The sequence below is a fragment of the Psychromonas sp. genome, from assembly GCF_047632955.1.
Lineage (GTDB): Bacteria > Pseudomonadota > Gammaproteobacteria > Enterobacterales > Psychromonadaceae > Psychromonas.
Genome location: NZ_JBLIED010000005.1, coordinates 119082 through 132740, shown reverse-complemented (window position 1 = coordinate 132740; position 13659 = coordinate 119082). Strand labels below are relative to the sequence as shown.

Here is a 13659-nt window from a genome sequence, read left to right as displayed (position 1 = left end):
TTTTCTCATATTTTATCGACTAAGTTTTTAAACCAATCGATCACTTTAGTTGCGCCCTGCTGACAACGAATCTCTTCTTCAGGTTCAGTGCCTTCAACAAAGGGCAGTGGAATGGTGTTTGTACAAGATGGCTGGCTACCTTGCCCGGTATCCTGATCAACCCAAACCATTTTAATATTTTCTGGGGGTAAGTTTTGAATAGGCAAGCGTGAGCGCTGCTTAAAAATATCTGCCCAGACACGCAGCGCACCACTTGAGCCGGTCAATCCGGTGCTAGTATTATCATCTTTGCCTAACCACACAACCGCCATCATATCGCCGGAAAAACCGGCAAACCAGCTATCGCGAAGATCATTGGTTGTTCCGGTCTTACCCGCAACCGGGAAATCCGGTAACAACCACTCTAAAGCCTTAGCCGTACCTTCGTGGGTAACAGCCTGCATGGCATGACTCAACATATAAATCGATGCCGCATCAAAACGTTTATCAACCTCCAGCGGATAACTGGTGAGTAACTCACCTTTAGGATCGAGGACCGCATTGATCGCCATTAAAGGTGTGTAAAAACCGTCGGATGCGATCGTTTGATACATCTGTGCGACTTCAATGGGCAGCAGATCCACAGCGCCCAGGGTCACCGAAGGTAATGCTGGGAAGTTCTGATCCACGCCCAACCGGTGCACAGTATCAACAACCTCATCTACACCGATAGTATTACCTAAACGCGCGGTCGCCTGATTATAAGAGTGGGCCAGCGCTTTATATAACAGCACATCACCGTGATCCTTAAGATCATAATTTTTAGGCTCCCACAGATCACCATTAGGAAGCGCTAAGGTATATGCGTCGTCACTTATCGGTGTTGCAAGCGTATATTCTTCAGACTGTTCAAGGGCGGTCAGATAAACAGCAGGTTTAAGTAATGAGCCGATTTGACGGCGCGCATCAAGGGCGCGATTAAAACCGGCATAACGCCCATCTTTTCCGCCAAGAACAGCGATCACCGCTCCCGTATTCGGACGAGTAATAACCACAGCCCCCTGCAGTTCTTTACTTTGTCCACTGGCCTCGTGGTTGGCAATGTTAGCCGCCAGGCTTGATTCGGCACTCATCTGTACCAGCGGATCAAAATGGGTGAATATGGACAGGCCGCTGGAACTTAAATCTTCTTCTTTGTAGTCGCGCTGCAACTGTCGGCGCACCAAATCCAAGTAAGCCGGATAGCGTTTATTGCGAGTAACACTGGGTCCGCCGATGCCCAACGGACGTGATTTAGCCTTCTCCGCCAAATCAATATCTAAACGCTCTTCGCGAACGGCAATATCTAAGACTAGGTTGCGCCGTTCCAATGCTCGAGCAGGGTTACGCCAAGGGTTGTAATAACTTGCCCCTCTGACTAAAGCCACCAATAACGCCTGCTGCTCTAAGGGCAGGTCCGCCAAAGGACGATTGAAATAATACTGGCTGGCGAGGCCAAAACCATGAATAGATCGCGGGCCATCCTGACCAAGGTAGATTTCATTAATGTATCCCTCTAAAATTTCAGACTTGCTGAAATGCAGTTCGAGCAGCAAAGCCATCACCGCTTCCTGCGCTTTACGGGTTAAGGTCCGTTCAGAGGTCAGGTAATAATTTTTAATCAATTGCTGAGTCAGCGTCGACGCGCCCTGCGAGATGCCACCATCTTTAATATTTGCTATCAATGCGCGGGCAATACCACGCGGAGAGATACCAATATGACTGTAAAAACGGTTATCCTCAACAGCGACGAGCATATTTTGCAAGGGCTCAGGGACTTCAGATAGCTGAACCAATAAACGGTCTTCATGATGAGAAGGGTAAATGCCGCCGATGGCAAGGGGCTCTAAACGCAGTAACTGCGCACCATCGCTGCTGCTAAGTTGAGAAATGCTACCGTCTTGAATACGCAAAGCAACCTTGCGGGCAGGCTCCAAGTCATCACTAAACTGAAATCCGGGAGTATAAATATTAACCGCATTGCCGTTAATGTTGGCTTGTCCGGGATTGTCAAGACGGGATACAAAACGATAACCCAACATGCCTAACTCTGTTTTGAGATCTCGGACAGTCAGCGGTGCTCCTTCATACAGTTCTAAAGGCCGTGCATAAACCGTCGACGGCACAGACCATTTTTTACCAGTGAAAGTTGAGCGAATAGTAGAATCAAGATAAATAATGGCCATCAGTGCAATCACTCCTGCGACCAGGAGCAACTTCCACAATAATGCCAATTTGGATTTTTTATTTTTATTTGTAAAGGACACATCTACCTCTTTTTTACGTAATGCCGTTGCTAACAGAATTTTTAGAAATCAAATTATACCTATTCCATGAATTTTTTGTTTTATATTTCACCTGCCATTATCATTTACTCAGTAAAATGACCCAAACGATTATTAATTTCAATCCGTATAAGTGAGCAAATTGTCATTTCCTCCCACCATTATTTGGTCTTAAGGGCCATCAGGATAGAAGTTTTTTTTAACTGAATGGTCAACTATCAAGTGCTGAAATACTCATGGCTTTAATATAAGCAAAAATATTCTGCTTCACTTTTAACTCTAATTCATTTAAAGATTTGATGGTTATTTTAGCCAGTATTTTTTGGGTTCCTGTATTTAAGGTTAATAAAACGCTGCTGGTCGGCAGCTGCTCTATCTGTTCTATTTGAACACGCAAACAGTTTTGCAATGAGCTAAATTCTAATTTATGAGTTGCAAGAATCACATCTTTGCTCTCAATTTTGATCTGTATATCTTCAAGAGTCGGCGGTTTTTCCATCGCCACCAGAATCGCCTGCTGATCAATTAAACCGTGCAGCACAGAAAACTCATCATCCCAGTGGATAGCCTGCACATTGACCATTAAACCTGAATGTTTATGTTTTGCTAAGCTTAAATTTAAATTCAAAAACAGTGCATGCGGATCACCAATACTTTCTATTTCCCCCTGATTAATGAGGATCATTTCCCGGCTCAGGTAAAAAACTTCCTGCATTGAATGGGTAATATAGATGATCGGAATTTTTTCACTGAGCTTTTTAAAAAAGGGTAATAATAACTGTCTGCTGTGCTGATCTAAGGATGATAATGGTTCGTCCATCAGTAACAGATCGGGGCCGGTTAAAATGGCTCTGGCAATAGCAATGCGCTGTTTTTGACCGCCCGACAGTTGCTGAATTTTTTTATTGAGGAGCGGCTCAAAATCAAGTAGTTTGGCCAGTTCGGCAATAGTGTATAAACTGTTGACGGCCTTTTTAGTCGCTAACTTCAGATTACCCAGTGTATCTAAATGAGGAAACAAGCGCGGCTCCTGAAATACCATGCCAATGTGACGTTTTTCCGTTTTAATAAAAGTTGAATTATCCTGCCAGGTTTTTCCTCGCCATTCTAAGGCACCATAAAAATGTTTATCCAGCCCCGCGAGAACTCGGAAAAAAGAGGTTTTACCGGCCCCTGAATCGCCAAAAACGGTGCAAATTCCCTGCAGTTCCACTTGCCCTTGGAAATGAAATAAGGGTTTGTGCTGTGCGGATTTTTTAAGGTCAAATTTAAGCATGGATCATTCTCTGTTGGCGTTTTTGTAAGACACCATAAATAAGCACCAGCAGTATCATCGAAAAGGCTAACAAACCAAAAGAGAGCAAATGCGCCTGCTGGTATTGTAATGTTTCGACATGGTCAAAAAGGGCAATAGAGAGCAGCTGCGTTTCCCCGGGAATATTTCCGCCGATCATCAGCACCACGCCAAATTCTCCGACCGTATGCGCAAACCCCAGCGCCCCGGCAATAATAAAACTCGGTAAAACCATCGGAAAAACAACTTTATAAAAGGTTTCGATAGGATTAAATCCCAGTGTCGCTGAGACCTCAAGGTAATCTTTATCTAAATTGACAAATGCACTTTGTAAAGGCTGCACCACAAAAGGTAAGGAGTAAATAATAGAAGAAATGAGCAAACCAATAAAAGAAAAAGCCAGAGTATCACCGGTTAAACTTAACCACCATCCTCCGATAAAATTATCCGGTGAAAATGAAATTAGCAGATAAAAGCCTAAAACCGTCGGCGGTAATACCAGGGGCAAAGCCACTAATGCTTCGATAAAGGGGCGCAATACAAAACGACTGCGCGCCAGCCACCAGGCTAAAGGCGGCGAAATAATCAGCAAAATGAGGGTGGTTAAACCCGCCAGTTTAAAGGTCAGTAAAATGGCGCTGTAATCTAATTCGGTTAACATATTTGCTTACAGATACCCTTTTGAACGGATCACTTTTTGGGTTTTTTCAGAGGTTAAATAATTCATAAAATCCTGCACTTCGCGGGTTTGTGTTGAACCGCTGAGCAGCACCCCCTGTTGTAAAATAGGCTGATAATAACCTGCCGGAATCAAGACAAAGTGGTCGGCTTGGTGTTCCAATAATAATGAATAGGCCACAAAACCGGCTTCAACATTACCCGAATCTACAAATTGATAAGTCTGACTGATGTTAGCCCCCTGTACATAGGAGAACTGAGTTAATAAATTCAGGTGGGTAAGGGCTTGCTCGGCGGCTAATCCATAGGGTGCAAGTTTAGGATTAGCAATAGCTACTCGCCCTCTAAATTTTTGCAAGCTGCTCAGGTTAACAGGCTCAAGAGATTGCGGCATCCACAGGGCTATTCGCCCTTGCGCATAGGTAAAACGCGACCCCTTCACGCCTTTATTTGAGTCTTCGGTTAATTTGGCACGTTTTAGGTCAGCGGATAAAAACAGATCAAAGGGTGCTCCCTGTTGAATCTGGTGATATAAAATCCCCGTTGACGCACTTGATATTAATATCTGCTGCCCGGTTTGTTGCTCATAGTCTGCCGCAATTTCCATAAGCGTTGTTTTAAAATTACTGGCCACCGCAACTTTAATGCTCGCCTGTACTGAAAAACTGCAAAGTAGCACTGATAAAAGCAGGCTACTGGTCATTTTTATGAACAATTTTTTAGTCATTTTTCGGTCCATTTATTCAAGGCACTGAGGTCGGATTCTCGTGCATCAACCCAATAACTTGTCCCTTGACTATTGCACTCTTTTTTCCAAAAAGGCGCTTGGGTTTTGAGATAATCCATAATGAATTCACAGGCCGCAAACGCGTCTCGGCGGTGCGACGTGGCGATACCGACAAAAACAATTTGTTCGCTTAGATTTAACTCACCAACACGATGAATCAAGGTACAGGCGAGAATATTCCAGCGCTGCTTAGCCTGCATCACTATTTCGCTTAATGATTTTTCGGTCATCGCGGGGTAATGCTCCAGGGTTAAACTTGCAACCTTCTCTCCATGATTAAGATCACGTACTAACCCCGTAAAGGTGACCACTGCGCCGACGCTGGATTGCTCTCGCAGAATGTCGTATTCACACTGCTGATTAAAATCTTCAGTTTGTACTCTGATCATAACTAACCTCCCGTTACCGGTGGGAAAAAAGCAACTTCATCACCGCTACTGAGCGCGGTATTATGGGAGCACATGGTTTGATTCACGGCAACCATTAAGGTGCTTTTTGAAAGCACTGACAAGTAGTTGTTATCACGCAATTTCAAGTTGCTTAGCAAGGTAGTGAGATCGTTATTTTCAGCGCTCGGCACCTCGAGTTCACTGACGCCTAACTGATCGCGTATTTGTGCAAAAAATAAAACTTTAATCATCGAAATTCCTTACTTACTGGGATTTAAAGTGCCCGGATTTACCACCGGTTTTCTCAAGCAGTTTGACCTGAGTTATCACCATATCTTTTTGCACCGCTTTACACATATCATAAATCGTTAATGCTGCCACGGACGCCGCCATCAATGCCTCCATTTCGACCCCGGTTTTGCCGCTTAACTTGCATAAACTTTGAATACGTACACGGTTAAATTCAGGCTCGGCCACTAACTCCACCTCGACTTTAGTCAGCGCTAACGGGTGACAAAGCGGTATAATGTCCGAGGTTTTTTTGGCCGCCATAATACCGGCAATACGCGCAGTGGCAAAAACATCTCCCTTATGGTGCTGCCCGTTTAAAATTAGCGCCAAAGTTTCAGCTTTCATTTCCACGTAGGCTTGCGCAATGGCTTGCCGCTGGGTGGTGTTTTTGTCCGTGACATCAACCATATTGGCTTTGCCGTCTTGATTAATGTGGGTAAATAAAGGTCTCATAATTTATCTTCTAAGTAATGGCGTATAAGTTTTAGAACATGAACATCAACACTGCGTTGATGTATCACATTGATATATATAAACATTAAAGTGTAAGATGTTTATATCAAGGTTCACCGATTTAAAGACCAATATGGGGCATAAAATTACACGGTTTATGCTGAGAATTTAACTGTTCAACAATTATTTTAGACCAGGCGGTTTTACAAGCCCCGGTAGAGCCCGGCATGCAGAAAATAACCGTTTTATTGGCAAAGCCGGCCAATGCTCTGCTTTGAATCGTCGATGAACCAATTTCCTGGTAGGAAACATGACGGAAAAGTTCACCAAAACCCTCAACTTCTTTGTCAAATAAAATAGACACGGCTTCGGGGGTGCTATCACGCGAAGTAAAACCGGTGCCGCCGGTGATTAATAGCGCATCAATTTCCGAGTCGGCAATCCAAGCAGAAACAACGGCGCGGATTTTATAAAGATCATCAATAACAATCTTTTTATCCGCCAGTAAATGGCCCGCTTGTTGCAAGGCCAAAGCAAGGTAACCACCCGAAGTGTCGGTTTCTTCATTACGTGTATCAGAAACGGTTAATACTGCAATTTTTGCGGGTTTAAACTCTTTTGTTGAAAGGTGACTCATCTTTATTCCTTATTATTTTGCAGTTTTTGATAGCTTTCCTGACAGCTTAACCACTCGCGGGGTGTATTGCTATTCTGAAATCTGTGTTGCTGCTGTTTTATAACATTAACCGCTTGTATGTTGAGTGTTTTAAGTAAACGGTAAAGAGAACGATCTTTGTTGTGCGTTGAAGCTAACGCTTCTGTGAGATGATTTTTAAGTGCGACGGTGAGCGGTAAGATCATCGGAAAATTAGCCGCTTCATAATACACACCCTGTTGCTGTTTTTTAAATTCGAATAATAAAAAAGCACATTGCTCTATCCCCATTAAGGGCATATCTACGGGTAAAATAAACAACGCATCATAATCAGGGTAAAGTGCCTCAACGCAGGCATGCAAACCGCCAATGGGTCCGGCTTGTTGATAGATATCGGTAATATAGTTGAAATCCGGGTAAAACCCACTGACAAAGGTTTTCTCAATATCCAGAGATTCAAGTAAATTAACGCTACGTGTTAATAAACTTTGTTCCGCTAATTGTAAACTTGCTTTATCCTGGCCCATTCGCGACGACAATCCACCCGCTAAAACAATTCCTGCAATCTTCAATTTATCATATCCAGCTGTCAAAAAAAAAGGAGCATAAATGCTCCTTCACAGTGCCACAAGTATACTCCCATAAAAATCAGAAATATAACTTGATTACCAGCCTTCTATGCCCTCCATATTCGGCAGTCTATGGGCAATGCCTTTATGGCAGTCAACACAGGTTTTTTCGCCAGACGCAAGTGCGGTAGAGTGTTGTTTTTTACTGCGGGTATCTTGTTCACTAAAATCCATAAAATCAAATTCATGACAATGACGACATTATTGAGATCAGAATCATAACTTCATTACCAGCCTTCTATGCCCTCCATATTCGGCAGTCTATGGGCAATGCCTTTATGGCAGTCAACACAGGTTTTTTCGCCGGACGCAAGTGCGGTAGAGTGTTGTTTGGTACTACGCGGTCCCTGTTCACTGAAATCCATGAATTCAAACTCATGACAATTGCGGCATTCCTGAGAGTTGTTTTCTTTCATGCGATGCCATTCCCGATTTGCCAGGTAACCGCGCCGCGCTTGAAATTTCTCTTCGGTATCGATGGTGCCCATGGCAAACGCGACTAACTCTTTGGATGCCTGCACTTTGCGAATGATTTTGTCAGTCCAGTTATGGGGGACATGACAGTCAGAACAAATTGCACGGACGCCGGAACGGTTAGCATAGTGAATGGTTTCTTTGATTTCTTTAACAATAGGCGCATGGCAACCTGAACAAAATTCTTCTGTGTTGGTCACCTCCATGCCCGTATTAAAACCACCCCAGAAAATCACTCCGCCTAAAAAACCAATCAACAGGATAAATCCCATCGCGGCAGAAGAGGGGGATTTCATAATGGTCCACAACCGTTTCAATAAATTTAGCATAAGTAGTTTGCTCCTAACTTACTGTAACGATTCAACGGGACGGAAAGTATTTTCCACCAGAGGTTTAGCATCTGCTTGAGTGACGTGGCATTGTAAGCAGAAATAACGACGCGGTGATACATCGGATAATGTAGTACCTTCACGTGTTTCAAAATGGGTGACGCTGATTTTTGTTGCCCCCATTGCGCCTGCATTTTTAAAACTGTGGCAGGATAAACATTTGTTGGCGTTCAGGTTAACCTGATAACCTCGAGTGGAATGAGGAATAACCGGAGGCTGCTGCACATAGTTTCGATCTACCGTGGAATGATCTCTTGGTACGCGTTTAAGCGCTTCGGATTTGTTGATTTCTGAGATTTGTTGATAACCGCGCAGCGAATTAAGGCCACCATTATCGGTTTGCATTACCGTTTCGGCACTCCATACTGATGTACTTAGTACAAAGATGCCGAAAGCAATAATCCCGGTCAGTTTTTTTTTCATAACTTGATCCTTTTTGCTGTTAATGCTCATGCTCAAATAACAGCGAAGAATTTAAATATTTTACGGCAGCAACACAGAGATCTCTGAGAATTAATGCCGTAAACTGTAGGTTAAACTTTTTTAGTGATTTTCACGGCACATTTTTTGTAATCCGTTTGTTTAGAAAGCGGATCCGTTGCATCAAGGGTGATTTTATTCACTAACTGTTTGGCATCAAACCAGGGCATAAATACCAACCCTCGTGGCGGTCTGTTTCGCCCGCGTGTTTCCACACGAGAAGTTAACTCACCACGCCGCGAAGCCAGTACTATCTCATCACCACGTCTTACACCGCGGGCTTTAGCATCATCGGGATGCATAAACACCACCGCATCGGGGAAGGCTTTATAAAGCTCAGGCACACGGCGGGTCATGGAGCCGGAATGCCAATGTTCTAAAATACGTCCGGTGCTTAACCACAGGTCGTACTCTTGATCCGGTGATTCAGCGGGTGGCTCATAGGGTAGTGCAAAAATAACCGCTCTATTATCCGGTTTGCCATAGAACTGTATTTCACTGCCTTTTTCAACATAGGGATCATAACCTTCACGGAAACGCCACAGCGTTTCTTTACCGTCAACCACAGGCCAACGCAGACCACGAGATTGATGGTATTGATCAAAAGGCGCTAAATCGTGACCGTGGCCACGGCCAAAGGAAGCGTATTCTTCAAACAAACCTTTTTGAATGTAGAACCCAAAATCACGCGCTTCGTCATTTAATCGCTCGTCAGCTACTTCGTCTAAACCAAAAGCATCAACCTGACCATTTTTATAAAGCACATCATATAACGTTTTGCCGCGCACTTCGGGCATTTTGGCGATCAGATCTTCCGTCCAAACTTCTTCAATTTTAAAACGTTTGGAGAATTCAACTAATTGCCATAAATCAGATTTTGCACCTTCAGGGGCTTTAACTTGTTGATGCCAGAATTGCGTACGACGTTCCGCATTACCATAAGCGCCCTCTTTTTCCACCCACATTGCAGTCGGCAAAATAAGATCACCCATTTGCGCAGTGACGGTTGGGTAGGGGTCAGAGACAACAATGAAATTTTCCGGATTACGGTAACCCGGAATAATTTCTTCATTAATATTAGCCCCCGCCTGAACATTGTTATTACACATTACCCAGTAGGCATTTAACTTGCCGTCTTTAAGCATACGGTTTTGTAATACAGCATGATATCCAGGTTTAGGCTCAATGGTGCCTTCCGGCAGTTTCCATAATTTTTCGGCAATGGCACGGTGTTTAGGATTTGCGACTACTAAGTCAGCCGGTAAACGGTGAGAGAAGGTACCCACTTCGCGTGCGGTACCGCAAGCTGAGGGTTGGCCGGTTAATGAGAAGGGTCCGGATCCAGGTTTAGAGATTTTCCCAGTTAACAGATGCACATTATACATCAGGTTATTTGCCCAGACACCACGGGTATGCTGGTTGAAGCCCATTGTCCAATAGGAAACGACCTTCTTGGTCGGATCCGCGTAGACTTTTGCTAATTCAATTAATTTATCAGCAGGGACACCCGACATTTTAACGGCATAATCAACATCAAATTCTGAGACATACTCGGCAAATTCATCGAAGGTCATTGGCGTCGAAGCACCGGAATCTGGATTTGCAGCGGCTTTTTGTAAAGGATCCGTCGGCCGTAAACCATAACCGATGTCGGTAACACCTTTGCGGAAATTAGTATGTTTTTTAACAAAATCTTTATCAACCGCATCGTTTTGAATAATGTAGTTGGCAATAAAGTTTAAAATGGCCAAATCAGATTGCGGGGTAAAGATCATACCGTTATCTGCAAGCTCAAATGAACGGTGTGTGTAGGTAGACAACACGTGCACTCTGACATCGGGGTTACTTAAACGGCGATCGGCTAAACGCGACCAGAGGATCGGATGCATCTCCGCCATGTTAGATCCCCACAACACAAAGGCATCGGCATTTTCAAGATCGTCATAACAGCCCATCGGCTCATCAATACCGAAGGTGCGCATAAAACCGCCGACGGCGGAAGCCATACAATGACGCGCATTTGGATCTAAATTGTTAGTCCGAAAACCGGCTTTCATTAATTTAGAAGCCGCGTACCCTTCCCACAAGGTCCATTGACCTGAACCGAACATGCCCACAGACGTGGGTCCTTTTTTCTTCAACGCGTCTTTAAATTTGTCAGCCATAATATCAAAAGCGGCATCCCATGAAACGGCTTCAAACTGGCCATTTTTATCATAGAGTCCATTGGTCATACGCAGTAAAGGAGTGGTAAGACGATCCTTGCCATACATGATTTTTGACAGGAAATAACCCTTTATGCAATTTAATCCTTTATTGACCGGTGATTCAGGATCCCCTTGTGTTGCAACCACACGCCCATTTTGGGTACCGATCAAAACACTGCAGCCCGTACCGCAAAATCGGCATGGCGCTTTTTCCCATTTTATTTTTGATAAATCCTGACTTGCAATTAAATTGCTCGCTGTTGCTGGCAATGCAATACCAGCCACAGCGGCTGCCGATGCTGCTGCCTGCGCTTTCATAAATTCACGTCTCGTAAATTTCATGTTGTTTCCCCGCTATATAATGAAACTAAATAATTTAATTGAGTTACCACTGGTTAATTAATTGAAATTAGGATTCTAATTTTTCAAACTCGTGATAGACAAGGCCGGTATTAATCACCCCGTCTAAAGCATTGATGGTATCAATCACTTCCATAATAACGCCTTGATTGGGCGCTTCTAACACCACCACTGCCTTACCAATGGGTGACATGGTTATTAATTCAGCACCGTCTAATAAATTGATACTGATTTCTATTTCCTGCAGTTTTTCAGGTCTGATGTGAACAATTAGACTAGATATATGTAACTCTTCACTGTTCATGCTAATTCCTTTATAAAAATCGATGACGTTGGACAAGGTGCAACACAGGCGCCACAACCAGTACATAAATCAAGGTTGATTTGAGGGACGGCACTTAACCCTATTTGGAAAGTGAGTGCCTGCGTTTCACAACTTTCACTGCAGCTGCGACAATAAACATTTTCATAGGCTAAACAGGATTTTTCGATGTGCGCTTTTTTTAACCAGGGTGTTTGTTTTACTGGAACAAAAATCTGTTCATCACAGACCTCCGCACATTGCCCGCAGAAAGTGCATTCACCGAAATTAAAATCAATATTGGGATAACCACCATCACCCTTGACGATAATTTTTTCCGGACAAGCTGTAATGCAATCGCCACATTGCGTACAATTTTTCAAGAACAAATCCACATCTTGAATCCAAGGTAGTAAATTATTAACCGTCACTTTGTCGTTTTTTTTGAATAAGTTTCTTTTACTATTATCAAATTTCACTAAAAAGACCTTAATTATTAAAGGGTTATTGGTTGGTAATTTATTATTGAGTAGAATACAGAATTGATAGGTTTAATTTTTACAAACGGTAGGGTTCTTGATTGAGATCAAACTCTAAATAGCAACAAGTAGAGGTTGATCCTGATTTTACTGTTAAGTGCTTAAAGTATAGGAGTGATTTTATTTTGCAGGCAAAAACGTCTGAGCAGACATCGCCTGCACAGATTTAACCTCCGATGGAGGCAAGGTGTGGTGTTCCCCCTAATTTTCCTTCTGCCAAATAATGACTTACTTTTTTACTTTTCAATGAGTCTAATATGCGTTGTTTGAGCTTTTCTTTATCCGCCGGTGAACTTAAAAGATCGCGTAAATCGACCCCTTCTTCACCGAATAAACATAGATGCAGGCGACCAACCGACGATACCCTTAAACGATTACAGGTTTTACAAAAATCTTTACTGTAGGGCATGATCAAACCTATTTCTCCCTGATATTCAGGATGGCAAAAAATTTGTGCCGGGCCATCATGGCTTAAGGATTGTTTTTTAGTCCAGCCATTTTCTAACAGATATTGTTTAATCCATTCACCGGAAAGGTGGTGTTTATCAAAGAATTCACTATTATCTTCGGTCTGCATTAATTCAATGAATCGTAGTTGAATGGGTTGATCTTTTATCCAGTCAATATACAAATCAATGTCAATATCATTAAGCCCCTTCATTAACACGCTGTTGATCTTAACCTGTTTAAAACCAGCCTTGACCGAATCATTGACCCCCTGCATGACCTTTTGGAATATATTTTTCCCGGTAATAAGATGAAAGGTTTTTGCATCCAGGCTATCCACACTGACGTTGATGGCATCGAGTCCAGCATCAAACCAGGCTTGGGCGTTATTGCTCAAATTGTAACCGTTAGTAGTGGTGGCCACTTTTTCGATACCCGGGGTATTAGCAATAGCTTCAATTATTTGCGGAAAATCTTTGCGCAAAGCAGGCTCTCCGCCTGTAATACGCACTTTTTTTGCACCCAATTCGGCGAAAGCAGTCACTAAGTTGGTTATTTCCTGCTTGTTTAAAAACTGTTTTTCATGGGTGCTTTGATAGCCATCGGGCAGGCAGTAATTACATTTAAAATTACAGACGTCGGTTATCGACAGACGCAAGTATTCAAACTTCCGGTCGAAATTATCAACAAGATGTTGGTTCATATTAAGTTCCTTTCCAAATACGGGAGGCAAAGACATTTCTCTCTTTACCCTTCTTGTACTGAGCAATGTCAGACAAGCGGCTTAACAGACTTATTTGCCTTAAAAAGGAAACTTAGTCTTATTAAGCTCGGAGCTGGTTTAAAAAATCCCATTAATTTACCGAGGGAAACCGATGGGGAAGCAGATCTGCTGCGCTTACTTTCGTAGTTATACTTTATTTTGGCCTATATATATACATCTCTTGAATAACTGTTCAATAAGTAGTTATAAGATCTGTGCC

At 43.0% G+C, this 13659-nt stretch carries 16 protein-coding genes and 1 riboswitch; all 16 genes read right to left on the bottom strand.

The window, feature by feature from the left end; all coding sequences use genetic code 11:
* Positions 1-5 precede the first annotated feature (5 nt).
* The 16 genes from mrcB to moaA all read right to left on the bottom strand — a co-directional run bounded on the left by mrcB (position 6) and on the right by moaA (position 13379).
* The gene (mrcB, locus tag ACJAZP_RS05805) at positions 6-2285 is read right to left on the bottom strand and encodes a penicillin-binding protein 1B (RefSeq protein ID WP_415229792.1); all 2280 of its coding nucleotides are present in this window, start codon (positions 2283-2285) and stop codon (positions 6-8) included.
* Between the two features lie 229 nt (positions 2286-2514).
* Positions 2515-3579, bottom strand: a complete 1065-nt coding sequence (modC, locus tag ACJAZP_RS05800; RefSeq protein ID WP_415229791.1) for a molybdenum ABC transporter ATP-binding protein — start codon at positions 3577-3579, stop codon at positions 2515-2517.
* Positions 3572-4258 carry a molybdate ABC transporter permease subunit gene (gene modB / locus ACJAZP_RS05795; protein ID WP_415229790.1) on the bottom strand — a complete coding sequence of 229 codons (687 nt, stop codon included), beginning with the start codon at positions 4256-4258 and terminating at the stop codon, positions 3572-3574. Before modB ends, modC begins: the two co-directional genes overlap by 8 nt.
* 6 nt (positions 4259-4264) lie before the next feature.
* Positions 4265-5002: a molybdate ABC transporter substrate-binding protein gene (modA, locus tag ACJAZP_RS05790; RefSeq protein WP_415229789.1), complete on the bottom strand. Its 738-nt coding sequence runs from the start codon at positions 5000-5002 to the stop codon at positions 4265-4267.
* Positions 4999-5451 (bottom strand): molybdopterin synthase catalytic subunit MoaE, encoded by a 453-nt coding sequence (gene moaE / locus ACJAZP_RS05785; RefSeq protein WP_415229788.1) that lies wholly within the window; start codon positions 5449-5451, stop codon positions 4999-5001. The genes modA and moaE overlap by 4 nt, the downstream gene beginning before the upstream one ends.
* Before the next feature lie 2 nt (positions 5452-5453).
* On the bottom strand, positions 5454-5702 hold the full coding sequence (gene moaD / locus ACJAZP_RS05780; RefSeq protein ID WP_415229787.1) for a molybdopterin converting factor subunit 1: 249 nt from the start codon (positions 5700-5702) through the stop codon (positions 5454-5456).
* Positions 5703-5715: 13 nt separating this feature from the next.
* Entirely contained in the window at positions 5716-6195 is a 480-nt protein-coding gene (moaC, locus tag ACJAZP_RS05775; protein WP_415229786.1) for a cyclic pyranopterin monophosphate synthase MoaC, read from the bottom strand.
* 121 nt (positions 6196-6316) lie between these two features.
* Positions 6317-6832, bottom strand: a complete 516-nt coding sequence (gene moaB / locus ACJAZP_RS05770; protein WP_415229785.1) for a molybdenum cofactor biosynthesis protein B — start codon at positions 6830-6832, stop codon at positions 6317-6319.
* A gap of 2 nt (positions 6833-6834) precedes the next feature.
* Complete coding sequence (locus ACJAZP_RS05765) at positions 6835-7422, bottom strand: molybdenum cofactor guanylyltransferase (RefSeq protein WP_415229784.1); 588 nt, start codon at positions 7420-7422, stop codon at positions 6835-6837.
* Between the two features lie 93 nt (positions 7423-7515).
* A complete protein-coding gene (locus ACJAZP_RS05760; RefSeq protein WP_415229783.1) occupies positions 7516-7653 on the bottom strand; it encodes a NapC/NirT family cytochrome c in 138 nt (45 codons plus the stop codon).
* Positions 7654-7706: 53 nt separating this feature from the next.
* Positions 7707-8282 carry a NapC/NirT family cytochrome c gene (locus tag ACJAZP_RS05755; protein ID WP_415229782.1) on the bottom strand — a complete coding sequence of 192 codons (576 nt, stop codon included), beginning with the start codon at positions 8280-8282 and terminating at the stop codon, positions 7707-7709.
* Positions 8283-8300: 18 nt separating this feature from the next.
* Positions 8301-8765, bottom strand: coding sequence for a nitrate reductase cytochrome c-type subunit (locus ACJAZP_RS05750; RefSeq protein WP_415229781.1), 465 nt, complete (start codon positions 8763-8765; stop codon positions 8301-8303).
* Positions 8766-8875: 110 nt separating this feature from the next.
* Positions 8876-11371 (bottom strand): nitrate reductase catalytic subunit NapA, encoded by a 2496-nt coding sequence (gene napA, locus ACJAZP_RS05745; protein ID WP_415229780.1) that lies wholly within the window; start codon positions 11369-11371, stop codon positions 8876-8878.
* A gap of 67 nt (positions 11372-11438) precedes the next feature.
* Entirely contained in the window at positions 11439-11693 is a 255-nt protein-coding gene (locus tag ACJAZP_RS05740) for a chaperone NapD (protein ID WP_415229779.1), read from the bottom strand.
* On the bottom strand, positions 11690-12169 hold the full coding sequence (gene napF / locus ACJAZP_RS05735; RefSeq protein ID WP_415229778.1) for a ferredoxin-type protein NapF: 480 nt from the start codon (positions 12167-12169) through the stop codon (positions 11690-11692). The genes ACJAZP_RS05740 and napF overlap by 4 nt, the downstream gene beginning before the upstream one ends.
* Before the next feature lie 226 nt (positions 12170-12395).
* On the bottom strand, positions 12396-13379 hold the full coding sequence (gene moaA, locus ACJAZP_RS05730; RefSeq protein ID WP_415229777.1) for a GTP 3',8-cyclase MoaA: 984 nt from the start codon (positions 13377-13379) through the stop codon (positions 12396-12398).
* Positions 13370-13524: riboswitch (molybdenum cofactor riboswitch) on the bottom strand. (Overlaps the previous gene by 10 nt.)
* Positions 13525-13659: the final 135 nt, after the last annotated feature.